At 71.4% G+C, this 24525-nt stretch carries 23 protein-coding genes; 9 read left to right on the top strand and 14 right to left on the bottom strand.

What is annotated here, in order from left to right:
• The first annotated feature begins 16 nt into the window (after nt 1-16).
• The 4 genes from BLV39_RS22460 to BLV39_RS22445 are packed head-to-tail and all read left to right on the top strand — an operon-like array spanning nt 17 to nt 3230.
• On the top strand, nt 17-553 hold the full coding sequence (locus BLV39_RS22460) for a PadR family transcriptional regulator (RefSeq protein WP_090796125.1): 537 nt from the start codon (nt 17-19) through the stop codon (nt 551-553).
• Complete coding sequence (locus BLV39_RS22455; protein ID WP_090796121.1) at nt 550-1251, top strand: ABC transporter ATP-binding protein; 702 nt, start codon at nt 550-552, stop codon at nt 1249-1251. The genes BLV39_RS22460 and BLV39_RS22455 overlap by 4 nt, the downstream gene beginning before the upstream one ends.
• Nucleotides 1248-2684: an FtsX-like permease family protein gene (locus tag BLV39_RS22450; protein ID WP_090796118.1), complete on the top strand. Its 1437-nt coding sequence runs from the start codon at nt 1248-1250 to the stop codon at nt 2682-2684. The genes BLV39_RS22455 and BLV39_RS22450 overlap by 4 nt, the downstream gene beginning before the upstream one ends.
• A gap of 12 nt (nt 2685-2696) precedes the next feature.
• Nucleotides 2697-3230, top strand: coding sequence for a DUF6886 family protein (locus tag BLV39_RS22445; protein ID WP_090796114.1), 534 nt, complete (start codon nt 2697-2699; stop codon nt 3228-3230).
• Here BLV39_RS22445 and BLV39_RS22440 read toward each other — a convergent pair.
• Both BLV39_RS22440 and BLV39_RS22435 read right to left on the bottom strand, forming a co-directional pair.
• Entirely contained in the window at nt 3209-4702 is a 1494-nt protein-coding gene (locus tag BLV39_RS22440; RefSeq protein WP_090796111.1) for a dihydrolipoyl dehydrogenase family protein, read from the bottom strand. The two genes, BLV39_RS22445 and BLV39_RS22440, sit on opposite strands and share 22 nt — an antisense overlap.
• A 52-nt stretch (nt 4703-4754) precedes the next feature.
• Nucleotides 4755-5987 carry a multidrug effflux MFS transporter gene (locus tag BLV39_RS22435; RefSeq protein WP_090797695.1) on the bottom strand — a complete coding sequence of 411 codons (1233 nt, stop codon included), beginning with the start codon at nt 5985-5987 and terminating at the stop codon, nt 4755-4757.
• A gap of 202 nt (nt 5988-6189) precedes the next feature.
• On the opposite strand from BLV39_RS22435, the gene BLV39_RS22430 reads away from it, so the two are divergent.
• Nucleotides 6190-7716, top strand: coding sequence for a M20/M25/M40 family metallo-hydrolase (locus tag BLV39_RS22430; RefSeq protein ID WP_090796108.1), 1527 nt, complete (start codon nt 6190-6192; stop codon nt 7714-7716).
• 61 nt (nt 7717-7777) lie between these two features.
• Here BLV39_RS22430 and BLV39_RS22425 read toward each other — a convergent pair whose 3' ends face one another.
• Complete coding sequence (locus tag BLV39_RS22425; protein WP_090796105.1) at nt 7778-8635, bottom strand: TolB-like translocation protein; 858 nt, start codon at nt 8633-8635, stop codon at nt 7778-7780.
• Nucleotides 8636-8746: 111 nt separating this feature from the next.
• Between BLV39_RS22425 and BLV39_RS22420 the strand changes: the two genes are divergently transcribed.
• Nucleotides 8747-9025 (top strand): hypothetical protein, encoded by a 279-nt coding sequence (locus BLV39_RS22420; RefSeq protein ID WP_090797693.1) that lies wholly within the window; start codon nt 8747-8749, stop codon nt 9023-9025.
• A 1-nt stretch (nt 9026) separates the two neighbouring features.
• Here the strand turns inward: BLV39_RS22420 and BLV39_RS22415 are convergent, their stop codons facing one another.
• From BLV39_RS22415 to BLV39_RS22400, 4 genes are all read right to left on the bottom strand, one after another.
• Nucleotides 9027-10412, bottom strand: coding sequence for a GH1 family beta-glucosidase (locus tag BLV39_RS22415; protein ID WP_090796101.1), 1386 nt, complete (start codon nt 10410-10412; stop codon nt 9027-9029).
• The gene (locus BLV39_RS22410; RefSeq protein WP_204082845.1) at nt 10409-11194 is read right to left on the bottom strand and encodes a carbohydrate ABC transporter permease; all 786 of its coding nucleotides are present in this window, start codon (nt 11192-11194) and stop codon (nt 10409-10411) included. Before BLV39_RS22410 ends, BLV39_RS22415 begins: the two co-directional genes overlap by 4 nt.
• A gap of 107 nt (nt 11195-11301) precedes the next feature.
• Nucleotides 11302-12234, bottom strand: coding sequence for a carbohydrate ABC transporter permease (locus BLV39_RS22405; RefSeq protein WP_090796092.1), 933 nt, complete (start codon nt 12232-12234; stop codon nt 11302-11304).
• An 80-nt stretch (nt 12235-12314) separates the two neighbouring features.
• Complete coding sequence (locus BLV39_RS22400) at nt 12315-13583, bottom strand: ABC transporter substrate-binding protein (RefSeq protein ID WP_090796088.1); 1269 nt, start codon at nt 13581-13583, stop codon at nt 12315-12317.
• A 431-nt stretch (nt 13584-14014) separates the two neighbouring features.
• Between BLV39_RS22400 and BLV39_RS22395 the strand changes: the two genes are divergently transcribed.
• The 3 genes from BLV39_RS22395 (at nt 14015) to BLV39_RS22385 (ending at nt 18595) form a co-directional block, all read left to right on the top strand.
• Nucleotides 14015-16165, top strand: coding sequence for a discoidin domain-containing protein (locus tag BLV39_RS22395; protein ID WP_176985016.1), 2151 nt, complete (start codon nt 14015-14017; stop codon nt 16163-16165).
• 16 nt (nt 16166-16181) lie between these two features.
• Nucleotides 16182-17447, top strand: a complete 1266-nt coding sequence (locus tag BLV39_RS22390) for a DUF1996 domain-containing protein (RefSeq protein ID WP_090796086.1) — start codon at nt 16182-16184, stop codon at nt 17445-17447.
• A 95-nt stretch (nt 17448-17542) separates the two neighbouring features.
• Complete coding sequence (locus BLV39_RS22385) at nt 17543-18595, top strand: LacI family DNA-binding transcriptional regulator (protein WP_239083782.1); 1053 nt, start codon at nt 17543-17545, stop codon at nt 18593-18595.
• Here BLV39_RS22385 and BLV39_RS22380 read toward each other — a convergent pair.
• The 7 genes from BLV39_RS22380 to BLV39_RS43100 are packed head-to-tail and all read right to left on the bottom strand — an operon-like array spanning nt 18592 to nt 24392.
• Nucleotides 18592-19776, bottom strand: a complete 1185-nt coding sequence (locus tag BLV39_RS22380; protein WP_090796078.1) for a sensor histidine kinase — start codon at nt 19774-19776, stop codon at nt 18592-18594. The genes BLV39_RS22385 and BLV39_RS22380 overlap by 4 nt on opposite strands.
• A complete protein-coding gene (locus BLV39_RS22375; RefSeq protein ID WP_090796075.1) occupies nt 19764-20453 on the bottom strand; it encodes a response regulator transcription factor in 690 nt (229 codons plus the stop codon). The genes BLV39_RS22380 and BLV39_RS22375 overlap by 13 nt, the downstream gene beginning before the upstream one ends.
• A 9-nt stretch (nt 20454-20462) precedes the next feature.
• On the bottom strand, nt 20463-21329 hold the full coding sequence (locus tag BLV39_RS22370) for a S1C family serine protease (protein WP_090796070.1): 867 nt from the start codon (nt 21327-21329) through the stop codon (nt 20463-20465).
• A gap of 15 nt (nt 21330-21344) precedes the next feature.
• Nucleotides 21345-22295 (bottom strand): VWA domain-containing protein, encoded by a 951-nt coding sequence (locus BLV39_RS22365; RefSeq protein ID WP_090796066.1) that lies wholly within the window; start codon nt 22293-22295, stop codon nt 21345-21347.
• Nucleotides 22292-23224: a DUF58 domain-containing protein gene (locus BLV39_RS22360; protein WP_090796063.1), complete on the bottom strand. Its 933-nt coding sequence runs from the start codon at nt 23222-23224 to the stop codon at nt 22292-22294. The genes BLV39_RS22365 and BLV39_RS22360 overlap by 4 nt, the downstream gene beginning before the upstream one ends.
• On the bottom strand, nt 23221-24210 hold the full coding sequence (locus BLV39_RS22355) for an AAA family ATPase (protein ID WP_308442716.1): 990 nt from the start codon (nt 24208-24210) through the stop codon (nt 23221-23223). The genes BLV39_RS22360 and BLV39_RS22355 overlap by 4 nt, the downstream gene beginning before the upstream one ends.
• A complete protein-coding gene (locus BLV39_RS43100; protein WP_176984919.1) occupies nt 24207-24392 on the bottom strand; it encodes a hypothetical protein in 186 nt (61 codons plus the stop codon). The genes BLV39_RS22355 and BLV39_RS43100 overlap by 4 nt, the downstream gene beginning before the upstream one ends.
• Between the last annotated feature and the right edge of the window lie 133 nt (nt 24393-24525).

Below are 24525 nucleotides of genomic sequence, written 5' to 3'. Positions count from 1 at the left end.
ATGAATAGTGTGCGTCATGTCGACCGCGCACGTGCTCCTCGGGCTGCTGACCGGCGGTCCCATGCACGGCTACGAGCTCAAGCGGTCGCACGACCAACGGCTGCCACAGGCCAAGCCGGTGGCCTTCGGCCAGGTCTACGCCACGATCGGCCGGTTGCAGCGCGACGGGCTGGTGACCACCGCCGGGCACGACCAGGAGGGTGGGCCGGAGCGCACCAGCTTCGAGATCACCGAGGCCGGGCGCAAGCGGCTCGACGACTGGCTGGGCGAGATCGAGCCGCCGGCGCCGTACGTGACGAGCGTGCTGTTCGCCAAGGTCGCCGTCGCGGTGCTGGTCAGCGGCGCCGATCGGGCCCGCGACTATCTCGTCGCCCAGCGGGCCGCGCACATGGAGCGACTTCGGTCGCTGACCGCGGTCAAGACCGACCCGGACAGCTCGCTCGGCGACGTGGTAGCCGCCGACTTCGCGATTCTCCATCTCGACGCCGACCTGCGCTGGGTTGCCAACACCCTGGAACGCGTCGCCGACCTGCATCGGGAGGTGCACCCATGACGATTCTGCGCGCCAGAAGCGTGGTGAAGTCCTACGGGCCGACGCCCGCCCTGCGGCTGGTCGACCTCGCCGTCGCCGAGGGCGAGATCCTCGCCATCACCGGACCCAGCGGCTGTGGCAAGTCGACGCTGCTGCACTGTCTGGCCGGCATCCTGCGGCCGGACGCCGGTGAGATCACCTATGGCGAGCACCAGATCGACACCTGGTCGGAGAAGATGCGGTCGCGCCTGCGGCGCACCGAGTTCGGCGTCCTGTTCCAGTTCGGACAGTTGGTGGCCGAGCTGACCGCGGCGGAGAACGTGGCATTGCCGTTGCTGCTCGCCGGCACGGGGCGGCGAGAGGCACGGACTGCCGCGGTGGGGTGGCTCGACCGGCTGGGCGTCGCCGACGTCGCCGACGTCCGGCCGGGCGAGATGTCCGGCGGCCAGCAGCAGCGCTGCGCGGCGGCGCGGGCACTGGTCACCGAGCCACGGGTGCTATTCGCCGACGAGCCCACCGGCGCGCTCGACTCGCGCACCAGCGAGGCGCTGCTCGGCGAGCTGGTCCGGCTGGCGCACGAGCAGCGCACCACCGTGCTGCTGGTCACGCACGACGCACAGGTCGCCGCGTACGCGGACCGCGAGGTGGCGTTGCGCGACGGCCTGGTCGACCCGACCGGGCTCGGCCTGACCGCGGCACAGGGCAGGCACGGGCGATGAAGCCGGGCACCGTGGCGCGCCTGGCCCTGGCCGGCAGCCGCACCGACGGAGTGCGGGTGGCGCTCACCGCGTTCAGCGTGGTGCTGGCCGCCCTCGCCATCCTGTCGGCCCTCACCGTCATCGCGATTCCCGAGCTGGGCGCGTACGAGAACAACGGGCGCTACCGCAACGCCCTGCTCGACGAGCCCGGTCTGCGCGGCGGCACCGTCTTCACGCTGCTGCTGTTGACCATCCCGATCCTCGCGCTGGCCGGGCAGTGCTCGCGGCTCGGCGCCCCAGCCAGGGATCGGCGACTTGCCGGGCTCCGCCTCGCCGGCGCCACACCCGGCCAGGCGACGCTGGTGGCGGTGGCCGAGACCGGGGTTGCCGCGGTGCTCGGCGTCGCCGCCGGGTTGGGTGTCTTCTTCGCGGCCCGCCCGCTGCTCGACGGACCGGGCTCCGACGGCCTGCGCGCGCTGCCGACGGACGTGTTGCCCCCGCTGTGGCAGGTCGCGGTCACCGCCGTGGCACTGCCGCTGGTCGCCGCGCTCGCCGCCGCCCTGCTGCTGCGCCGGGTCGTGGTCGGACCGCTGGGGGTGGTCCGCCGGGCCCGGCGTAACCGGGCTCCACTCCCCTGGCCGGGCGCGCTGATCGTGCTCGGCCTGGTCACTTTCGGCAGCATCGCCCCAGTGCTCAGGTGGTTCTCAGACCGCGAGCGGTCAGCGCCGGACTGGCTGCTCAACACGATGGGCGCGGGTGGCGCCCTTGCCGCGACGCTGGGCGTCATCCTCGGCACCGGCTGGATCTCGTACGCCGCCGGCCGCCTCCTGCACCGATTCTCGCGGTGGCCCTCGGCTCTACTCGCCGCGCGCCGGCTGACCAACGACCCGTGGCACGGGGCGCGCACGTTCGCCGCTCTGCTCGCCTGCGTGTTCGTGGGCGCCGGCGCAGCCGAGATGCGCTCCTTCTTCCGGATCATGCGCGACCTCGAGACGGCCTCGGCGGAGGGCGCGAACTACGGCCTCGACAGCGGCGACGGGTTCTATCTGAACACCATCGACCTCGTCGACCTCGCGATCGTGGTCGCCGTGGTAATCGCCGCGACCGGGCTGGTCGTCTCGGTCGGCGAAGGGATCGTCTCGCGCCGGCAGGCGTACGCCGCGCTGGTCGCCTCCGGTGTGCCACGCGCCGTGCTCGCGCGCTCGATCCTGTGGCACTCGCTCGTCCCGATCGTCCCGTCGGTCGTGCTCGCGCTCGTCGTCGGCACGTCGCTGATCGCTCCGGTGACGGGCGACGAGGTGAGCAACTACGGGCTCTCCGCACCGTTCGTCCACGCCTACGACAGCCTCGCGGCGTACGGCGCCCTGGCGGTCGGCGCGGTGATCGTCACCGTCGGCGTCGGGTTGCTGTTCCTGCGCAGCAGCACGGCGGTGGAGGAACTGCGCACCGGTTGAGAGACTGGCCGGATGCGCCCGGCCGACGACGAGGTCATGCATTTCTCCGAGGACCCGACGATCACCCTGTTCGTGCCGCACGTGGCGGCGACGTCGGCGGAGACCGAGGCGTACGTCTGGGCCGTCGGCCACGACCGCGCGCCCGACTACTGGTTCCCGCGCGACACACCGCGGGCGATGGCCTGGGTGCGACCCGAAACGACGCCGGAGGACCGCGACCGGATCATCGGTGCGGGCTCCGGCGACCGGGTGCACGCCGTCGAATACGGCGCGCTGGAACAGATGCGCGCCGTGACGCTCTACGGCTACCGCCTGCCGGCCGCGCCGTTCCGCCCGATCGGCGCGGCCGAGCACGCGCTCGTGGCGACCGAGCCGGTCGCACCGCTGGGGCCACCGGAGCCGGTCGGCGACCTGTTCGCGCTGCACGAGGCCGCCGGCATCCAGCTCCGCGTGCTGCCCAACCTGTGGCCCTTCTGGGACCAGGTCGTCGGCAGCACGCTCGGCTTCAGCGGGATCCGGCTCCGCTACGCCGCCGCGCGCTGCTGACGGAGCTGCTCCAGCAGGTAGAGCCAGATCTCGCTGATCGTCGGGAAGCTGGCCACCGCGTGCCGCAGCGCGGGCACCGGCACCTTGCCGGTCACCGCGACGGTCGCGGCGTGCAACAGCTCGCTGACCCCGGGCCCCACGAAGGTGGCACCGACGAGCCTGTCGTTGACGTTGTCGACGACCAGCTTGGCCCGGCCGACATAGTGCTCGCGGGCCAGCCGGGCGCCGTCGATGCCGGCGAAGTCACGCTCCACCACCTCGACCGGGAGCTCCCGGTCGAGCGCCTCCGCCTCGGTCAGGCCGACCGAGGCGACCTCCGGGTCGCAGAAGATCACCTGCGGCGCGCCGTCCCGGTCGGCATGGTCCGTGTACGCGTTGTAGGGCCGCTCGTCCAAGGGCTGCCCGGCGGCCCGCGCCGCGATCACCTCGCCGGCGATCCGGGCGTGGTACTTGCCCATGTGCGTCAGCAGCGCCCGGCCGTTGAGGTCACCGAGCACGTAGAGCCAGTCGGTCCCCGGCACCGTCATGTGGTCGTCCACCTCGACGAAGCCGCGGTCCGTGGTCTCCACACCGACGGTCTCCAACCCGATGTCCCGGCTGTTCGGCACGCGGCCGGTCGCGACCAGCACCTCGTCCGCGACGATCTGCTCGCCTCCCCCGACGGTCACGGTGACCTCGCCGCCGTGGCGGCGCCCGATGCCCCGGTCGTCGACCCGTTCCCGGCTGACCCCGTCGACCGGTGTGCCGGTCCGGACGGTGATGCCGTCGGCCTCGAACGTGGCCAGCACGAGCTCACCGACGAACGGCTCCTTCATGCCCAGCAGGCGCTCGCCGGGGAACACCAGCGTCAGCTCCTCGACGCCCAGCCCGCGCAGCCAGGTCGCCGCCTCGCAGGCCACCACGCCGCCGCCGATCACGACGACCCGGCGCGGCACCTCGTGCATGTTGGTCACGTCCCGGGACCGCCATGGCTTGGCCTCGGCCAGCCCGGGGATCGGCGGCACCGCCGCGTCCGTGCCGGGCGACAGCACGACCGCCCGGCGCGCGGTGATCTCCCGGGTCCGCCCGTCGTCGCTGACCTCGACCGTACGGGGGCCGGCGAGCCGGCCGCGGCCCCTGATCACGTCCACGTCGTTGCGCAGCATGAGGTCGACGGGAACCTTGTCGTCATGGTTGAAGGTGATCTCGTCGCGGCGCGCCAGGACAGCCGCGGCGTCGACCCGGCGGCCGTTGACGAGCTGCCGCATGCCCGGAGTGTCGATGGCGAGGTTTCGGGTCTGCACCGGCAGGAGCAGCGCCTTGCTCGGCATGCACGCCCAGAACAGGCACTCGCCACCGACCCGGTCCTGCTCGACCAGGGCCACCGACAGGCCGGCCTCGCTGCTGTAGAGCGAGATCGTCTCGCCGGGCGGCGCACCGCCTACGACGATGACGTCCCATTCCGATCGGGCGGGGTTGATGGATCCGGCCATTCACCCAGCGAAACACGCTCACCGCGGGCTACTGGCCGGTAATGCCAGACTGCTAGGCGACGGCCGGCTCGGGAATCGCGGCGGGGGTGATCTCCGGGTCGGTCATCCGGTGCGGGCGAGCGACCAGCACCAGGGCCAGCGTCGCGGCGACCATGCCACCCGCGACCACGGTGGCCATCGCGAGACCGTCGTTGCCGAGCACCCCGACCAGCGGCGCGGCGATCGCACCGGTGCCGAACTGCACCGCGCCCAGCAGCGCGGCCGCGGTGCCGGCGGCCTCGCCGTGCCGCGTCATCGCCACCGCGGCCGAGTTCGGCATGGCCAGGCCGCCCGAGAACAGCACCAGCCAGAGCGCGGCGAGCAGGGAGGCCAGGCCACCGAAGCCGGTCGCGGCGAAGACGATCAGCAGGCCACCGGCGGTGGTGCCCAAGGTCAGCGCGGCAACGAGGACGCGCTGCGGCGTCCAGCGGCGCAGTAGACGAACGTTGAGCTGGGTCGCCGTGATCAGGCCGACCGCGCCGGCGCCGAACGCGATGCCGAACTGGCGCTCGTCCAGGCCGTACTGGTCCTGGAAGACGAAGCTCGAACCCGCGACGTAGGCGAACAGCGCCGCCATCGCGAACCCGGCGACCAACACCATCCCGACGAACACCCGGTCGCGCAGCAGCGCGCCGTAGGTGCGCACCGTGTCGGCCACCCCACCCCGGCGACGGCGCTCCGGCGGCAGTGTCTCCCGGAGCGCGAGCAACGCCGTCAGCGTGAGCAGCACGCCGAAGCCGGCGAGCACGACGAAGACGCCGCGCCAGTTGGTCGCCTCCAGCACCGCGCTGCCCAGCGTCGGCGCCAGGATCGGCGCGAGCCCCATCACCAGCATCAGCCGGGAGAAGAGCCGGGCGAAGGCGCTGCCGCTGAACAGGTCGCGGACCACGGCCATCGCGACGACCGAGGTGGCCGCGACGCCGAGCCCCTGCACGACCCGCAGGGTGCCGAGGACCCCGATCGTCGGTGCGACGACGCACAGCACCGAAGCCAGCACGTGCAGAGCCAGGCCGGCCAGCAGGGGCCGGCGGCGGCCGAACGCGTCGGCGAGCGGACCGATCACCAACTGGCCGAGCGCGAGCCCGGCCAGCGTGCCGGTCAGCGTGAGCTGCACGGCGGTCGAGGTGGTGCCCAGATCGTCGGTGATCGACGGCAGGGCCGGCAGGTACATGTCGATGGTCAGTGGACCGATCGCGATCAGGGAACCGAGCACGACGACGAGACGGACACGTTGCCGGAGGCTCATCAGCTCACCGGGTAGCACGGGCGGATCGATCACACTGCCTGCAAATCCGCCGGACGACGGCCCATTCCCGGCAAGGATGGTGTTTCAGCTCACAGGTCACTTTCAGCGTACCCGGGAAAGAAACCCATCGATATCTTGTCCGTATCCGCACTCGTCGCGACCATACGGCCGGCACATGCCCGTTCACCCACAAGGGAGCGACATGCGGATTCCCCGAATCATCCCCATTCTGCTGACCGCCGTCGTCACGGCCGCGCTGACCGCGACCACCGGCGCGGGTCCGGCCGTGGCCGCCGTGCCGGGACCCAACATCCCGCTGACCAACGTCAAGGCGCACCTGACCCAGCTACAGAGCATCGCCACCGCCAACGGCGGCAACCGGGCGCACGGCCAGCCGGGCTACCTGGCCTCGGTCAACTACGTGCGCGGCCGGCTCGACGCGGCCGGCTACACGACCGCGGTCCAGTCGTTCAGCTACGGCGGCGCGACCGGCTACAACCTGATCGCCGACTGGCCGGGCGGCGACACCACCAACACCGTGATCGTCGGCGCGCACCTCGACAGCGTGGCCGCCGGCCCGGGCATCAACGACAACGGCTCCGGCTCGGCGGCGATCCTCGAGGTCGCGCTGGAGGTGGCCCGGCAGGGCATCACGCCGACCCGGCACCTGCGGTTCGCCTGGTGGGGCGCCGAGGAGCGCGGGCTGATCGGCTCGGACTTCTACGTCGACAGCCTGAACGCGGCGGCCCGGGCCAACATCGAGGCCTACTACAACTTCGACATGGTCGGCTCGCCCAACCCCGGCTATTTCCTGTACGACGGCGACAACTCCGACGGCACCGGCGCGGGTCCCGGCCCGGCCGGCTCCGCGCAGCTCGAAGCGGTCCTCGCCGAGTACTTCACCAGCATCGGCGTGCCGACCGAGGGGACCGACTTCGACGGCCGCAGCGACTACGGGCCGTTCATCGCGGCGGGCATCCCGGCCGGCGGCACGTTCACCGGCGCCGAGGGGCGCAAGACGGCGGCACAGGCGAGCAAGTGGGGCGGCTCGTCCGGCGTCGCGTACGACGTCTGCTACCACCGGTCCTGCGACACCACCACGAACATCAACGACACCGCCCTGGACCGCAACGCCGACGCGATCGCGTACGCGGTCTGGAACGTCGCGGTCAGCCCGCCCGCACCGCCGGCCACCGTCTACAGCGACACGTTCGAGACGGCGACCGGCTGGACCGCCAACCCGGCCGGCACCGACACGGCGACCCTGGGCCAGTGGGTGCGCGGTGACCCGGCAGCCACCACGTCGAGCGGTGCCAAGCAGCTCGGCACCACCGTCAGCGGCACCAACGACCTGGTCACCGGCGCGTCGGCCGGCACCGCCGCGGGCGACTTCGACGTCGACGGCGGCACCACGACGATCCAGTCCCCCGCGATCACCCTGCCGGCGACCGGCCCGCTGAACCTGTCGTTCTCCTGGTACCTGGCGCACGGCAGCAACTCCAGCAGCGCCGACTCGTTCTCGGCGGCCGTCGTGCACAGCGGCGGCACGACCACGCTGTTCACCCAGGCCGGCGCGGCCAGCAACCGCAACGGCGCCTGGGCCACCCGGACGGCGAGCCTGACCGCGTACGCCGGGCAATCGGTCCGGATCGTGTTCCGCGCGGTCGACGCGAGCACCGCCAGCCTGGTCGAGGCCGGTGTGGACGACGTCCGCATCACCCGAGGCTGAACCGAAAGGAAGGGACCCTTATTAACGCATAGCGTTAATAAGGGTCCCTTCCTTTCAGACCTCAGCTCGGCACGGAGATGACCTTGATGGCGCGCAGGTCGCTGTAGGCGACCTGCGCGCCGTCGGGTGCGAAGGTCGGATCGGAGAAGCTCTCGGTCGACGAGAGCAGTTCCTGGCTCTCGCCGTCGCGCAGGCTGACGAGGATCAGCCGCGAGCGTCCGAACCGGGTGGCCGTCACGACGGCGGTGGACTCGTCCGGCGACAGGTCGAGATCCGGCAGCCCTTCGAACGTCGGGCCGATCCCCTTGTACGGGACGCCCTGGAAGCCGGCCAGGTGCACCGACCAGCGGCGCTTGTCACCAGCCGGCGGGGCATCGCGGGTAGCGGCGAACACGAGGCCGCCCCACCTGGTCAGGGCCGGCGAACGCGCGGACGCGCCGGCCGCGCAGGTGAGCTCCGGAAGCGTCGGGCTCAGCTCGCCCCGCGGAAGTGCCATGTTGGACAGCGACCAGCACCGGTCGCTGGCGCCGGCGGTGTAGCCGCCGCGCAGGTCGGCGGCCAGCGTCACCTGGGCCGCCCACGAGGCCAGGTCACCCAGCCGCTCGAACGAGCCTGACCCGGGGTCGAAGGCCATGAGCCGGCCGGTCTGCCCGCACCGCAGCGCGACACCGAGCCGGCCGTCCGGCACCCGGAACAGGTGGTCCAGCGGGCCGCACGGGTCCGGAACGCCGGCGCCCACCGACTGCTCGTCACCCGACGCCGGGTGGCGCACCCAGAGCTCCGCCGGGTCGGCGCCCGAGGCGCGCAAGAAGTAGATGGCGTCGGCGGACAGCCACACCGGGGACCGGGACACGACCTCGACCCGCGGCGCGGAGCATCCGCCCAGCGTGAGCAGCAGACACGCCACCAGCAGGCGCACCGCAGGCTTCCCTCGTTTCACTCCGGCCCCAGTCTTGTCGGAACGAGGCACGACAGTACAACGCCGGGGCCGCTGGGCATACCGGGGCGCCAGCCGGGTATGTGGGCGGCCATGAGCGATGAACGGCCTCTGGAAGAGTCGCAAGAGGTGGCGGACGCCGCCGAGGACGAGACCGCGATCTCGGAGTTCGAGACCGGCGGCGAGCCCGACACCGACAACCCGGTCTTCCGCGAGCCGGGCTGGCAGCCGCGCACCGGCTCCGACCAGCCCTGGGACCCGGAGGACCTGGCCGAGGCGGAGGGCAAGGACCCGACACCAGAGAACGTCGCGCGGGCCAAGGCGGAACTGGACAAGGACGGCCCGGCCGCGATCGACCGGACCGTCCCCTGATCTAGATCGCGTTGCGGCGGATCACGTCACGGAACCAGAGCGCGCTGTCCTTGGGCACGCGGTGCTGCGTGGCGTAGTCGACGTAGACCAGGCCGAACCGCTTGTCGTACCCGTACGCCCACTCGAAGTTGTCGAGCAGCGACCACGCGAAGTAGCCGCGCATGTCGGCTCCCCGGCGGATCGCGTCGTGCACCGCCCGCACGTGGCCGTCGAGGTACTCGATCCGCGCCACGTCGGCGACCCGCCCGTCGACCAATGTGTCGACATACGACGCGCCGTTCTCGGTGACGATCAGCGGCGTGCCCGGGTAGTCGACCGAGAGCCGGACCAGCAGGTCGCCCAGCCCGGTCGGGTCGACCGGCCAGTCCATCGCCGTGACCGGCGTTTCCTGGGACGGGTAAACGATCCCCTCGCTGCCCGGGTAGCACGGGTTGGGCGGGGCACCGACCTGGGCGGCGACCAGCGAGGGCTGGTAGTAGTTGACGCCCAGCAGGTCGATCGGCGCCGCGATGGCGGCCAGGTCGCCGTCGTGGATGACGCCGGCGGCGCCGAACCGGTCGAACAGGTCGCGCATGTCCTGCGGATAAGCGCCCTTGAGCACCGGGTCCAGGAAGATCCGGTTCTGCAGGCCGTCGACCAGGGTCGCGGCCGCTCGGTCGTGCGGGTCGACCGGGTCGTGCGGCGTCACCCGCGTCAGGTTGAGGGTGAGCGAGACCTCCCGCGCTCCCCCCGCGCGCAGCGCCGAGACGCCCAGCCCGTGCGCCAGCAGCAGGTGGTGCGCCGCCTCGAAGGCGGCCCGCGGGTCCCGCCGGCCGGGCGCGTGCGCCCCGCTGGCGTAACCCAGGAACGCCGAGCACCACGGCTCGTTCAGCGTGGTCCAGGTCGGCACCCGGTCGCCGAGCCGGGCCACCGTGGCGGCGGCCAGGTCGGCGAACGCGTACGCGGTGTCCCGGTTGGTCCAGCCGCCCCGGTCCTCCAGCGCCTGGGGCAGGTCCCAGTGGTAGAGCGTGGCCATCGGCTCGATGCCGGCAGCCAGCAGCGCGTCCACCAGCCGGTCGTAGAAGTCCAGGCCGCTGGGGTTGACCGGGCCGCTGCCGTCCGGCTTGATCCGCGGCCAGGCGACCGAGAACCGGTACGTGCCGAGGCCCAGGTCGGCCATCAGCGCCACGTCCTGCGCGAACCGGTGGTAGTGGTCGCAGGCCACGTCGCCGGTGTGTCCGCCGTCGACCTTGCCCGGCGTACGCGCGAACGTGTCCCAGATGGACGGTGACCGGCCGTCGGTCTGCGCCGCACCCTCGATCTGGTACGACGCGGTGGCCGCCCCCCACCGGAACCCCTCCGGGAACCGCAGCGGACGGGCGTCGGTGGCTTCCTCGACGATGGTCATCCCTTGACGGCTCCTTGCATGATTCCTCCGATGATCTGTTTGCCGAGCACCACGAAGACGATGAGCAGCGGCAGGATCGCGATCAGCGCACCGGTCAGGGCCAACGAGTAGTCGGTGATCCGGCCGGCCGACAGGGTGGAGAGCACGACCTGGACGGTCGGATCCTCCGGTGTCAGCACGACCAACGGCCAGAAGAAGTCGTTCCACGCGGTCAGGAACGTCAGCATGCCGAGCACCGCGGCCGCCGGCCGGGCGGCCGGCAGCACGACGTGCCAGAACAGCCGGATGGTCGAGCAGCCGTCGACCCGGCCCGCCTCCAGGAGCTCGGTCGGCACCGCCTCGGTGAGGTACTGCGTCATGAAGAAGACGCCGAAACCGTTGACCATCGCGGGGACGATGACCGCGTAGATCGTGCCGGTCCACTGGATCTTCGCCATCAACATGTAGAGCGGGATGATGCCGAGCGTGGTCGGCACCATCATCGTCCCGATGATGCTCAGCAGCAGGATGTTGCGGCCGCGGAAGCGCAGTTTCGCGAAGGCGAAGCCGGCCAGCGTGGAGAAGAGCACCACGCTCACGGTGATGGCACCGGCCACCAGGAACGAGTTGATCAGAGCCTTCTCGAACGGGACCATCGTGAACGCCCGCTTGAGGTTGAACCAGAGGTTGCTCCCCAACAGGACCGGCGGCGGAATCTTGCCCAGGGCACTGTTGTCCTGTGAGGCGACGACCACCGACCAGTAGAGCGGGAAGAACGAGAAGAACGCGATCGCCGTCAACATCAGGTAGGTGAGCTTGCCGGGTCGACGACGCAGCGCACGGCGAATCCGGCGGCGGGCGGTCGGCGGCGGGCTGACGTGCCGGGGCGGTGGGGCGAGGGTAGTTGCCATCAGCTCCTCCGAAGCCGGCTGATAATCCCGAAGTTGATCGCCGCGACGATAACGATGATCAAGAACATGACCCACGAGCTCGCCGACGCGTAGCCGAAGTCGAACCGGCCGAAGGCGACCTCGTAGAGGTAGAGCGCGAGGGTCTGGAACTGCCGGTCGGAGCCGCCGGTCAACCCGTTGCCGCCGAACAGCAGCGGCTCGGCGAGGACCTGCATGCCACCGATCGTGGAGATGATCACGGTGAAGATGATGGTCGGCCGGATCGCCGGCACGGTGATCTTGCGGAGCTGCTGGAAGCTGCTGGCACCGTCGAGCGAGGCCGAGTCGTACAACTCCTTGGGCACCGCCTGCATCGCCGCCAGGTAGATCAGCGCGTTGTAGCCGGTCCACCGCCAAATGATCATCGTGGACACCGCGACGTGCGAGCTCCAGGTGTTGGCGGTCCAGTCGATCTTGTCGATGCCGAAGAGGCCGAGCACCCAGTTGAAGAGACCGTAGTCGCGGCCGAAGAGCTGGCTGAAGATGATCGCCACGGCGGCGACGCTGGTGATGTTGGGGATCAGCGCGCTCATCCGCCAGAACGTCTGCCCGCGCAGTCGCTGGTTGAGGATGTGCGCCAGCACGAGCGCCAGCACGAGCTGCGGCACGGTGGAGATCACCCAGATCGAGACCGTGTTCCAGAGCGCGTTCCAGAACGCCGGGTCGTCGAAGAGCTTGGTGTAGTTGCCGAAGCCGATCCAGGTGTGCTCTTCGGACAGCAGGCTCCACTCGTGCAGTGACACCCAGGCCGTGAAGATCAGTGGAAAGACGCCGAACCCCAGGAACAGGATGAAGAACGGCGCGATGTACAGGTAGGGCGAGCCCTTGACGTCGAGGCGGTGCAGCAGGCCGCGGCGTGGCCCCGCCCGCTCCTCCGTCGCCAACTGGGTCATCCCAGCCACCTCCGGTTGTCGGTGCGCGCCGTGGTCCCGGGCGCGGTCAGCGCACCGGGACCAGGCGAGCGGGGATCGTCTTAGAGAAGGGCCTTGACGTCGGTCAGAACCTGCTGCCAGGACTGGTCGGGCGTCTGCTTGCCCTGCTCGATCCGGGTGAGGCCGTTGATGATCTGGGTGTTGATGTCACCGGCCTTGGGGCCGAGGTACTGCGGCTTCATCGTCGTCACCGACTTGGAGAAGATCTGGCCAACCGGTGCGTTGTTGAAGTACGGGTTCACGAAGTCCTTGATCGCCGGGTCCTCGTACAGGGTGAGGGTCGACGGGAAGTTGCCGTACTTCTGGAAGACCTTGACCTCCTGCTCCGGAGCGGTCAGCCACTTGGCGAGCTCGTACGCCGCCTTGGTGTGCTTGCCCTGCTTCGGAACGGTCAGCCAGGAGCCGCCCCAGTTGCCGCCACCACCGGGGACGTCAGCGATGTCCCACTTGCCGGAGGCGTCCTTGGCCTGGGTCTGGATGTAGGCCATCATCCACGACGGGCAGGCCAGCGTGGCGAACGTGCCCTTCGCGAAACCGGCGTTCCAGGCCGGCGTCCACGCCTCGGCGCGAGCCGACAGACCTGAGGTCACCGCCTGCGCGGAGAGGTCGAACGCCTTCTTCACGTCGGGGTTGCTGTCGACCACGACGTTGTCGCCGTCGTAGAGGCCGACCGGGGCCTGGCCGAGGATCGACCGGTACATGACCGTCGGGCCGTCGAAGAAGTGGGCGCCGGCCACCTTGGCCGCCTCGAACTTCTTGCCGGTCTCGATGTACTGCTCCCACGTCGGCCAGAGCTTCGAGACCTCGGCGCGGTCGGTCGGCAGGCCGGCCTTCTTGAACAGGTCCGACCGGTAGCACATGGCCATGCCGCCCGCGTCGGTGCCGAGGCCGATCACCTTGCCGTCCTTCGACGCGCCGACGTTCCACTTCCACTCGGGCCACTGGGCCTTGATGTCGTTGGCGCCGTACTCGGTGAGGTCGACGAACTTCGACGGCTGCGCGGTGAACTGGCCGATCCAGCCCTCTTCCAGCGCCTCGATGTCGGCGGCGCCGGTGTTGGTCGCGAGGTGCGCGGCCAGGTTCTTGTGGTGGTCCTCGGTCTTGGTGATCCGCTCGGTGATCTTCACGTTGGGGTGGAGCTTCATGTACTCGTCGTACAGCTCCTTGTATCCGAACTCGCCGAACGTCGCGACCGTAAGGGATACCGGACCGTCGTCGGCAGCTTGGTTGTCGCCGTCGTCGCTCCCGCATGCCGCCGTCGCGAGCATTGCCGCGATGGCGATCGGGACGACCGCGGTGAACCTGCGCATGGACTCCTCCAGGCGATCGGTTGAATGGGCAGGGCTTGGAGAGCGCTCTCCACGGCAGGTGCTGCGATCGGCGGTCACAGTTCGGATCTGAGTCTGGGACGTGGTGTGGTGCGGGGGGTGCGTGACGCCGGATGAGAGAGAGCGCTCTCACTTGGTTCCCGACCATCGAGGACCGTGAGCGCCATGTCAAGGAGCTGTTGCGGTTTCGTTACATGCTGCAAGACCGGGTTGGGAGAGCGCTTCCTCAACGGTGCAACATGCCGGACGCCGCGTCAAGCGATCGAGATCCGCCAATCGCACCTGTTTGCGAGCGCGTTTGGCACCCCAAGACATCGACGCACGTCAGCCATTGACAGGGATTGGGCTAGCCGTCAGAGTGGCGCGGAAGAGAGCGCTCTCTTTACGTCCCGTCCCACGTAAAGGAGATCCATATGAGTCGGGTTCTACCCGGCCGACGATGGCGCCTGGCCGTGCTCGGCGGCGCCGTGCTGGCGCTGCTCGCCGGCTTGCTGGTGGCCACCACAGTGACCGCCGCGGCGGCCGATCCGCTGATCTCACAGGGTCGCACCGCGACCGCATCCTCCACCGAGAACGCCGGCACGCCGGCCTCCGCCGCCGTCGACGGCAACGCCGGCACCCGCTGGTCGAGCGCGTTCAGCGTGCCGCAGTGGCTGCAGGTCGACCTCGGCGACACGGCCACGATCAGCCGGGTCGTGCTCAACTGGGAGGCCGCGTACGCGACCGCCTTCACGGTCCAGACCTCGGCCAACGGCACGACCTGGACCACCGTCCACACCACCACCAACGGCACGGGCGGCGTGCAGGACCTCACGGTCAGTGGCAGCGGCCGCTACGTGCGGGTCAACGCCACCGCCAAGGCGACCGGCTACGGCGTCTCGCTCTGGGAGTTCCAGGTGTACGGCAGCACCGGTGGCACCGGTGGCTGCGGCACCGCCAACGCCGCGTTGGGCCGTCCCGCCACCGCGTCGTCGGTACAGAGCACGGTGTTCCCGGCGAGCTCCGCGGTCGACGGCAGCGCCGGCACCCGCTGGTCCAGCGCGGCCACCGACCCGCAGTGGTTGCAGGTCGACCTCGGCTCGGCGCAGTCGATCTGCGGCGTGACGCTGCAATGGGAAGCCGCCTTCGGGCGCTCGTTCCAGGTGCAGGTCTCGACCGACGCCGCGACCTGGACGTCCGTCTACTCGACCACCACCGGCGCCGGCGGCACCCAGGTGCTGACGGTCAGCGGCACCGGCCGTTACGTGCGGGTCTACGGCACCGCGCGAGGCACCGCGTACGGCTATTCGCTCTGGGAGTTCCAGATCCGTACCGGTAGCGGCGGCCCGACCAACCCGCCCACCGATCCCCCGCCCACCGACCCGCCGCCCGGCGGCACGGCCCGGCTGCTCTCGTACAACAAGCCGGCCGTGGCCAGCACCAGCCAGAGCGACGGCAACTGCTTCGAGTGCACGCCGGCGCGCGCGTTCGACAACGACCCGGCCAGCCGCTGGGCGACCAGCAGCACCACCGGTTGGGTCGACCCCGGCTGGATCTACGTCGACCTCGGCGCCACCGCCGGCATCACCCAGGTGGTGCTCCAGTGGGATCCGGCGTTCGCGCGCTCGTACCAGATCCAGGTATCACCGAACGCAACAACCTGGACGACCATCTACTCCACCACGACCGGCGCCGGGTTCAAGGAGACCATCAACGCCACCGGCACGGGCCGCTACGTCCGGATGTACGGGACCGCGCGGGGAACGCCCTACGGCTACTCGCTCTGGGAGTTCAAGGTGTACGGCACCGGCGGCAACCCGACCACGCCACCGGCCATGCCGGCGGACCCGACCTTCCCCGCCAACCGTCTGGTGTGGAGTGACGAGTTCAACGGCGCCGCCGGATCGAAGCCGGACCCCGCTAAGTGGACGATCGATCCGGGCACCGGGCAGAACAACGAGATCCAGTACTACACGAACAACAACAACGCCAACATGGACGGCGCCGGCTCACTGGTCATCGAGGCCCGCCGGGAGACCGCAGGTGGTCGCGACTACACCTCGCACCGGATGAACACCGGCAACAAGTTCCACGTCCAGTACGGCCGGATCGAGGCGCGGGTCAAGGTGCCCAAGGGCAACGGCCTGTGGCCGGCGTTCTGGATGATGGGCGCCGACTTCCTGACCGGTCGCCCGTGGCCCTACAACGGCGAGATCGACATCATGGAGGTCCTCGGCCGCAACACGCTGGAGGGCTACTCGACCCTGCACGCGCCGGCCTACAACGGCGGTGGCGGCTACGGCCTGAAGTACACCGCTCCCGGCGGCGCCGACCTGGCCAACGACTACCACGTCTGGGCAGTCGAGTGGGACAGCAAGGGCATGACCTTCAAGCTCGACGGCACCACGGTCTTCGTGGCCAGCAAGGCCACCGTCGAGGCGACCCGCGGTCCCTGGGTCTACGACCACCCGTTCTACGTGATCCTCAACCTCGCGGTCGGCGGCGACTTCCCCGGCCCCGTGGACGGCACCACCCCGTTCCCGTCCCGGATGCTCGTCGACTACGTCCGGGTCTACCAGAACTAGTCCCCTAGGAGTTCCCATGCGACGAACAGGAAGCTTCGCCGCCGTGCTGGTTCTGCTGCTCGGTGGCTACCTGGTGGCCGCCGCCGGCGACGCCGTCGCGGCCGACCCGCTCATCTCACAGGGCCGCACGGCCACCGCCTCGTCGACGGAGAACGGCGGAAGCCCCGCCAGCAACGCCGTCGATGGCAACAACGGCACGCGGTGGTCGAGCGCGTTCAGTGACCCGCAGTGGCTGCAGGTCGACCTCGGCGCCAGTGCCACGATCAGCCGGGTCGTGCTCCGCTGGGAGGGCGCTTACGCCTCGGCGTACACCATCGCGACCTCGACCAACGGCACCAGCTGGACGACCATCTACAGCACGACCACCGCGACCGGCGGCAACCAGGACCTCACCGTCTCCGGCAGCGGCCGCTACGTGCGGATCAACACCACCCGGCGGGCCACCCAGTGGGGTGTCTCGCTCTGGGAGTTCCAGGTGTACGGAGTCGGCGGATCCACGCAGCCGCCGCCGCCGACCGGGCCGATCGTGCGGGTGTCCGAGTTCCTCGCGGACTGCCCGTTCTCGCACCGGCTCCCGGACGACCCGATCATCTACCCGGGTCTGCCCGGCGCCTCGCACATGCACAGCTTCTTCGGGGCGCGCAACGTCAACGCGTACACCAACCTCGGCAGCCTGCAGTCGGGCACCAGCAACTGCAACCCGAGCATCGACCTGTCGTCGTACTGGGTGCCTACCCTGTACTACGACAACCAGCCGGTCGAGCCGGTCACCGGGATCTTCTACTACCTCGGTGAGGGCGTGCGGCCCGACGTGACCGCCCGGATCCAGTCGCTGCCGCTCGGCCTGCGGATCGTCGCCGGCAACGCGCAGGCGACCGCGCCGGACGCGACCACCATCTCCCGGTGGTCGTGCCTGCACCACAACGAGGCCGGGGCGGGCAAGGACTTCATCAACTGCCCGGCCGGCAGCATGTTGGAGTCCTATCTGGACTTCCCACAGTGCTGGAACGGGGTCGACCTGGACTCGCCGAACCACAAGAGCCACATGGCGTACCCGGTCAACAACGACTGCCCGAGCACCCACCCGGTGCCGGTGCCGAAGCTGCGCCAGGTGCTGAGGTATCCGGTCAACGGTGACCCGGCCCGGATCCGGCTCGCGTCGGGTCGCGGGTTCACCATGCACGGCGACTTCTTCAACGCCTGGCCCGTGGCGGAGATGGACCGCCGGGTACGGGACTGCATCCGGCCCGTCATCAAGTGCGGCGTCAACGGCACACCGTGACTCGTACTCATCGACCCCGTCGGCCCACTCCAGGGCCGGCGGGGTCCGCTAATACTGGAAGTTCCGGAACTGGTTCCGGTGCTATAACTGGTCGCGTGACCACCCCTCGCGCGGAGCTGCCGCGTCCACCGACGTTGGACGAGGTGGCCGTCGCGGCCGGCGTGTCCCGGGCCACCGTGTCCCGCGTGATCAACGACGTGCCGACCGTCGACCCGCGGTTGCGGGCGGTCGTCGAGCGGGCCATCCAGGAGACCGGCTACGTGCCCAACCTGGCGGCCCGGTCGCTGGTCACCCGCCGGACGGACTCCGTCGCCCTGGTGATCAGTGAGCCGCCGAACCACCGGGAGTACGCGGCGACCTTCCTGAACCGGGTCTTCACCGACCCGTACTTCGGCCGGATCACCGCCGGCGCCCAGGAGGTGCTCCGCTCCGACGGCATCCACCTCGTGATCATCCCGGCCGACCCGCCGGCGCACGACCAGGTGCTGCGCTACCTCCGCCAGGGCCACGTCGACGGCGTCCTGCTGATCTCCAGCCACGCCGCCGACCCGTTCCCCGGCCAGCTCGCCGAGATGGGTGTGGTCACCGTGCTCTCCGCCCGGCCCGGCCGGCCGGTGCCGCTCAGCTATGTCGACGTCGACCAGCCGGCCGGGGTCGCGCTCGCCGCGGACCACCTGGTTTCCCGGGGCCGGCGGCGGCTCGCGACGATCGCCGGTCCGCAGGACATGCCGGCCGGTCAGGGCCGGCTGTCGGCCTTCCGCGACGCGCTGGCCCGCCACGGCCTGCCCGCGCCGCCCGTGGTCGAGGGCGACTTCACCCGGGCCAGCGGCGAGGCGGCCGCCCGTGCCCTGATCGCCGAGCACCCGCGGATCGACGGCCTCTTCGTGGCCAACGACCTGATGGCCGAGGGTGCCGTGCGGGCGCTCCAGGAGGCGGGTCGGGACGTTCCCGGTGACGTCTCGGTGGTCGGCTTCGACGACAGCAGCGCGGCGCTCGAGGCACATCCGCAGTTGACCACGGTCCGCCAGCCGGTCGAGGAGATGGCCGCCGAGATGGCCCGGCTGCTGCTGGCCGGCCTCCGCGAACCGCACCGGTCACCCCGCACAGTGATCTTCAACCCGACGCTGGTGGTGCGGGACAGCTCCTAGATGGGTGACTCGGCCGGCGGGGGGCCGTCGGCGTTCGGCAGCGGGAGCCAGAGCGCGAACGTGCTGCCTCGGCCGGGTGTCGAGTGCAGGGCCGCCTGGCCACCGTGCGACTCGACGATCTGGCGCACGATCGCGAGGCCGAGCCCGGTGCGCCGATCCCGTCCGGCCGGGGTGTCCGGCGTACGCCAGAAGCGGTCGAAGACCCGGCCTTGGTCACCGGCCGCGATGCCCGGACCGTGGTCGGCGACGGCGATCCAGCGCCAGCCCGGTGCCGACCCGGCCGCCACGGTGACCGTGCCGCCCTCCGGCGAGAGCCGCACCGCGTTGGACAGCAGGTTGCCGACCGCGCGCCGCAGCGCGTCGTGGTCGCCGACATAGGTCAGGCCCGGCCGGATGTCGTACGCCAGGAAGACCTGGCTGGCGGCGGCGACGGCGGTGTACTCCTCCCCTGCCTCGCGGACCACGGCACCGAGGTCGACATCCGTGTCGGCGAGCCCGCCCGCGTCCCGGCGCGCGGTGGCCAGCAGGTCCTCGACCAGCCGGGACATGCGGTTGGCGGCGCGGTCGATCACCGCGACGGCGCGGATCCGCTCCGCCTCGGTCGCCTCGGGCGCCTCGACCAGCGACGCGTCCAGGTTGGCCCGGATCACCGCGAGCGGGTTGCGCAGTTCGTGCGAGGCGTCGTCGATCAGCTCGCGCTGGCCGCGGAAGGCGTCGTCGAGTCGGTCGAGCATGTCGTCGATCGTGTCGGCCAGGTCCCGAAGCTCGTCGCGGGCGCCGCCGAGGCGGATCCGCCGGGACAGGTCGGTCGCCTGGATCTCGCGGGTGGTGCGGACGATCGCGCCGACCGGACGCAGGGCACGGCCGGACAGCACCCACCCGATGCCCAGGCTGGCCACGAACAGGCCGGCCAGCGCGTACAGCGAATAGTTGCGCAACGTCTGGAGGGTGCCGAAGTTGACGGCCGACTCGATCTGGTCGACCTCGGCCACCTCGATCGTGCCGACGGGTCTCCCCTGCTTGAAGACCCCGGCCTGGTACTGCTTGGTGACCGGCTTGGGGTCGGTGGCCCGCTCGACGGCCACGTAGGTGACGCCGAGCGCCGTCCCGGCGAGCGCGAAGAGCAGCGTCGAGTAGAGGACCGTCAGCCGGAACCTGATCGACTGGGTCAGCCGTCGCACGGCGCCTCCCGCAGCCGGTAGCCCCGCCCGACCACCGTCTCGATCGCCTCGCCACCGAGCTTGCGGCGCAGCGTGCCGACCGTGACCCGCACGGTCTGCGTGAACGGGTCGGCGTTCTCGTCCCAGACATGCTCGAGCAGCTCCTCGGCCGGCACGACGCGCCCCGGTCGGGTCATCAGGTACTCCAGGACGCCGAACTCCTTGTTGGTCAGCGCGAGCGGCGTCCCGCCGCGGGCGGCCTCGAACCGGGCCGCGTCGAGCGTGAACGGGCCGACGGTGAGCACCGCGTGCGGGCCACCCGTGTCGCGCCGCAGCAGTGCCCGCACCCGGGCCAGCAGCTCGGCCAGCGCGAACGGCTTGACCACGTAGTCGTCGGCGCCCTCGTCGAGGCCGCGCACCCGGTCGCGCAGGGCGCCGCGCGCGGTCAGCATCAACACCCGCAGGTCACCGCCGCCCGCCACCGGCACCTCGCCCCGGCGGATCGCCCGGCACATCGCGAAGCCGTCGCCGTCCGGCAGGTTGACGTCGAGCAGCAGCAGGTCGTACGCCGTGTAGGAGAGCCGGTCGTACGCCTGACCCGCGTCGGTCGCGACGTCGACCGCGTAGCCCGCCCGGGTCAGGCCGAGCCGCACCGCCGCCGCGAGATCCTCCTCGTCTTCCACCACGAGCAACCGCATCACTTCACGCTATCCACCGCTGCTGATGATTCGCTGTGCCGCGGCGCGGGCCTGCTCGACCGGGATCGCGAAGCCGATGCCGATGCTGCCGCCACCCTCCAGTGTGGCGATCGCGGTGTTCACCCCAACCACCTCGCCACGGGCGTTGACCAGCGGGCCACCCGAGTTGCCGGGGTTGATCGACGCGTCGGTCTGGATCGCGGTCCGCCGCACGCCCGCGCCGAGCCGGACCTGCCGATCGAGGGCGCTGACGATGCCGGCGGTGACCGTGCCGGAGAGGCCGAGCGGCGAGCCGACCGCCAGGACGGGCTCGCCGACCCGGGGTGCCGCGGCCGCGAACGCCAGCGGGCGCAGCCCGGCCGGCGTCGCGACCCGCAGCACGGCGATGTCGTTGCCCGGGTCGCGACCGATCACCTCGGCCGTGCGCCGCCGGCCGTCGGCGCCGACCACCGACACGGTCGACGCTCCGGCGACCACGTGGTTGTTGGTGATGACGTGTCCACTTTGGTTGGTGACGAAGCCGGAGCCGCCGGACGTGCCCGCCCGCACCGAGACGACGCCCGGCAGCGCGGCGGCGGCCGCCCCGACCAGGTCACCGGGCATTCCGCCGGCGGGCGCGGGCGTGGCGGTGGCGGGGGGCGGGGCCTGGGCTGTTTGGCCTTGGTTGCCGTCGCCGCCGCCTGCCCAACCTCCGGCCAGCGCGCCCGTCACCGCCGAGACGCCGACCGTCGCCAGGCCGGCGACCAGCCACCGTGGCCGTCCCCGGCCGGACCCTCCCGCCGGACCGGCGGTGGCGGGAGGGTCCGTGGGGACCCCGGGCTCGATGTGGGGGGACACGAACCCGGGGCCGCGTGGGGTGGTGCCGAGGCCGCTCATTGCTGCTCCTTAGCGCTAAGGAAGGCGGGCGAACCAGACCATCGAGGCGATCGCCGCGAGTGCCGCGAGGACCAGCGCGATGCCGATGAACCGGGCCGACACGTCCTGGGTCTGCGTGGTGTAGCCGACCGTGGTGTTGATGTCGTCGTAGACGGCGCGCAACTCGTCGGCGCTGCCGGCCTCGTGGTAGCTCCCGGCCGTCGCCTCCGCGACCGCGCGCAGGGTCTCGCCGTCGACCGGCACCGACTGGCCGCGGCCCTGCATCTCGATGACGCCGTCGGTCGTGCCGAACGCGATCGTGTCGACCGGCACGCCGGCCGCGAGCGCCGTGGCCGCGGCCTCGCCGGGATCGCGGCCCGCGGTGTTGGAGCCGTCCGACAGCACCACGATCCGGGCCGGCGGCGGGTTCTCGGGGTCGACGCCGGCGGCCGCGTCCAGTGCGGCGTAGATGGCCTCGCCGATCGCGGTGCCCTGCCGGCCGGTGTTGCCCTCGGCCAACCGTTCGATGCCGGCTGCGAGCGTTTGCCGGTCCGTGACCGGGGCCACCGTGACCGTGGCGCTGCCCGCGAAACCGACCAGCCCGACGCTGAACGTGTCCGGGAGTCCGGCCACGAACCCGCTGGCCGCCTCCTTGGCCGCCGCGAGCCGGTCGGGCGCCACGTCGGTCGCCGTCATCGACAGCGAGATGTCGACGGCGACCATGACGACCGCGCGCTCGCGGGGCACGCGCACCTCGTCGGTCGGCCGGGCGAACCCGACCGTCAGCAGCGCGAGCATCGCCAGGAACAGTCCGGCCGGCACGTGGCGGCGCCAGGCGGGCCGGTCCGGGGCGACCTTGTCGAGCAGCCGCAGGTTGGTGAACCGCACGGCGTACCGGCTGCGCCGGCGCCGCAGCAGGACGTAGGCGGCCAGCAGGGCGGCCACGCCGACCAGCAGCAGGAGCCGCCACGGGCTCTGGAACGTCATGCCCCACCTCCTTCGCGTCGCGGCGCGGTGGCGGCGAGCCGGCGTTGAAGGAGCACATGCCGCACGATGTCGGCCACCCAGTCGCGGTCCGTCCGCAGTGGAAGGTGAACCGCGCTGGCACCGCGGATCGCGGTCCGGACCGCGGCCCGCTGCGCCGCCGCGGCCTCGGCGTAGTCCTTTCGCAGGCGACGGCTCGCGGTGGACACCTCCCGGCGCCGGCCGGTCTCGGTGTCGACCAGCGTGATCAGGCCGACGTCGGGAAGCTCGAGCTCGCGCGGGTCCGCGACCTCGACCGCCAGCACCTGGTGCCGGGCGGCGAGGCGGCGCAGCGCGGTCGCCCAGTCGGAGTCGTCGAGGAAGTCGGAGACCACCACGACGAGACCGCGCCGCCGGGCCGCACGGGCCACATCGTTGATCGCGGACGCGAGCGGCGGTGGTGCTGAGCCGGTCGGCACGCGTGGCGCGTCGAGCAGAGCGCGCAGCACGGCACGCAGGTGGGTGCGCCCGGTCCGGGCCGGGAACGCGCGCCGGGTCCCGCCTGCCAGCCGTGCGCCGAGGCGGTTTCCCGCGCCTGCGGTCAGGAAGCCGACCGCTGCCACCGCCGCGACCGCCAGCTCACGCTTCTCGATCTCGGCGGTGCCGAAGTCCATGCTGGCCGAGCCGTCGACCAGCACCCAGGTGGTCAGCTCGCGGTCCGCGTCCACCTCGCGTACGTGCGGCACGTTGGTGCGGGCGGTGACCGCCCAGTCCATCCGGCGCACCTCGTCCTCACCCGGCCGGTACTCGCGCGAGCCCGCGAACTCCGACCCCGGCCCGGGGAGCAGGCCCAGGTGCTGGCCCTGGAGGAGGCCGTCGAGCCGACGGGTGACGAGCAGCTCCAGCCGCCGCAGCCGCCGTTCGGGCGCGAGTTGGCTGACGGTCGCCGTCATGCCGCCGCCCGCTCGGCCTCGTAGGGCGCGATCCGGGGCGCTGGGACCGCGACCAGGAGGCGCTCCACGATGGACTCGGCGGTGACCTCGTCGGCCACCGCGTCGAAGGACAGCACCAGGCGGTGCGCCAGCACGTCCACCGCCAGGTCCGTGACGTCGGCCGGCAGGACATAGTCGCGGCCCCGCAACAGGGCCAGCGCGCGAGCGGCGGCCACCAGGCCCAGCGTGGCGCGCGGGCTCGCGCCGTACGCCAGGCTGGCTGCGGCGTCCGGGGCACCGAACCGGGCCGGGTCGCGGGTCGCCACGACCAGGCGGACCACGTACTCGGCCAGTGCGTGGTGCACGAAGACGTCGCGGGCCGCGGCGCGCAGATCGCGTACCCGGGTGGGGTCCAGCACCCGCTTTGGCTCTGGCCTGTCCGTGCTCATCCGGTAGAGGATGCCCAGCTCCTCCTGGTCGGTCGGGTAGGCGACGACCACCCGCATCAGGAACCGGTCCCGCTGCGCCTCGGGCAGGTGGTAGACGCCTTCGGACTCGATCGGGTTCTGGGTCGCCAGCACGAGGAACGGGTCGGGCACAGGCCACGACTTGCCGCCGATCGACACCTGCCGCTCGGCCATCGCCTCCAACAGGGCCGACTGCACCTTGGCCGGAGCCCGGTTGATCTCGTCGGCCAGCAACAGATTCGCCATCACCGGGCCAAGCTCCACGTCGAACGACTCCGTCGACGAGCGGTAGATCCGCGTACCCACGATGTCCGAGGGCACCAGGTCAGGCGTGAACTGGATCCGCGAGAACGTCCCGCCGACCGTCTCGGCCAGGGTCTGCGCCGCCAGCGTCTTGGCCACGCCCGGCACGCCTTCCAACAGACAGTGGCCGTCGGCCAGCAACGCCACCACCAGGCGTTCCACCAGCCGGTCCTGCCCCACGATCACCCGCTTGACCGCGAACAACACCTCTTCGAGCTCCGGGTGCGCCTGGGTCACAGGTCGGCCTCCGGCGCGCTGTCGGCGCCCTTCGGGCAGTCCGTGCCGGCCACCTGCTCGTAACTGATCCGCAGGTCGGCGCCGTCGGCACCGTCGTCCGCCGCCCAGGCCGCGGTGCCGGCCAGCGCCGCTCCCGCCGCCGCGGCGGCCACGGCGACACCCAGCATGATCCGCTTCTTCATCGCAACTCCTCCGGTTGTCGGTGCGTCCATGTGACCAGCCGCGACCGAAAGCCGACCGAACGTCGCACGCGGGCCTGGCAGGGCCGTGCCAGCCGCGTGTGCGCGCGCTGCCAGCGGTGCCCGGCATCTTGGT

The sequence above is a fragment of the Asanoa ishikariensis genome, from assembly GCF_900107455.1.
GTDB lineage: Bacteria > Actinomycetota > Actinomycetes > Mycobacteriales > Micromonosporaceae > Asanoa > Asanoa ishikariensis.
Note: the sequence above shows the minus strand (reverse complement) of the source record. Positions and strands in the feature narration are given on the sequence as shown.

Coding starts and splice junctions, on each gene's coding strand:
- BLV39_RS22460 (WP_090796125.1), top strand. CDS start 17: ATGTCGACCGCGCACGTGCTCCTCGGGCTGCTGACCGGCGGTCCCATG.
- BLV39_RS22455 (WP_090796121.1), top strand. CDS start 550: ATGACGATTCTGCGCGCCAGAAGCGTGGTGAAGTCCTACGGGCCGACG.
- BLV39_RS22450 (WP_090796118.1), top strand. CDS start 1,248: ATGAAGCCGGGCACCGTGGCGCGCCTGGCCCTGGCCGGCAGCCGCACC.
- BLV39_RS22445 (WP_090796114.1), top strand. CDS start 2,697: ATGCGCCCGGCCGACGACGAGGTCATGCATTTCTCCGAGGACCCGACG.
- BLV39_RS22440 (WP_090796111.1), bottom strand. CDS start 4,702: ATGGCCGGATCCATCAACCCCGCCCGATCGGAATGGGACGTCATCGTC.
- BLV39_RS22435 (WP_090797695.1), bottom strand. CDS start 5,987: ATGAGCCTCCGGCAACGTGTCCGTCTCGTCGTCGTGCTCGGTTCCCTG.
- BLV39_RS22430 (WP_090796108.1), top strand. CDS start 6,190: ATGCGGATTCCCCGAATCATCCCCATTCTGCTGACCGCCGTCGTCACG.
- BLV39_RS22420 (WP_090797693.1), top strand. CDS start 8,747: ATGAGCGATGAACGGCCTCTGGAAGAGTCGCAAGAGGTGGCGGACGCC.
- BLV39_RS22415 (WP_090796101.1), bottom strand. CDS start 10,412: ATGACCATCGTCGAGGAAGCCACCGACGCCCGTCCGCTGCGGTTCCCG.
- BLV39_RS22410 (WP_204082845.1), bottom strand. CDS start 11,194: ATGTTGACGGCGATCGCGTTCTTCTCGTTCTTCCCGCTCTACTGGTCG.
- BLV39_RS22405 (WP_090796092.1), bottom strand. CDS start 12,234: ATGACCCAGTTGGCGACGGAGGAGCGGGCGGGGCCACGCCGCGGCCTG.
- BLV39_RS22400 (WP_090796088.1), bottom strand. CDS start 13,583: ATGCGCAGGTTCACCGCGGTCGTCCCGATCGCCATCGCGGCAATGCTC.
- BLV39_RS22395 (WP_176985016.1), top strand. CDS start 14,015: ATGAGTCGGGTTCTACCCGGCCGACGATGGCGCCTGGCCGTGCTCGGC.
- BLV39_RS22390 (WP_090796086.1), top strand. CDS start 16,182: ATGCGACGAACAGGAAGCTTCGCCGCCGTGCTGGTTCTGCTGCTCGGT.
- BLV39_RS22375 (WP_090796075.1), bottom strand. CDS start 20,453: ATGCGGTTGCTCGTGGTGGAAGACGAGGAGGATCTCGCGGCGGCGGTG.
- BLV39_RS22370 (WP_090796070.1), bottom strand. CDS start 21,329: ATGAGCGGCCTCGGCACCACCCCACGCGGCCCCGGGTTCGTGTCCCCC.
- BLV39_RS22365 (WP_090796066.1), bottom strand. CDS start 22,295: ATGACGTTCCAGAGCCCGTGGCGGCTCCTGCTGCTGGTCGGCGTGGCC.
- BLV39_RS22360 (WP_090796063.1), bottom strand. CDS start 23,224: ATGACGGCGACCGTCAGCCAACTCGCGCCCGAACGGCGGCTGCGGCGG.
- BLV39_RS43100 (WP_176984919.1), bottom strand. CDS start 24,392: ATGAAGAAGCGGATCATGCTGGGTGTCGCCGTGGCCGCCGCGGCGGCG.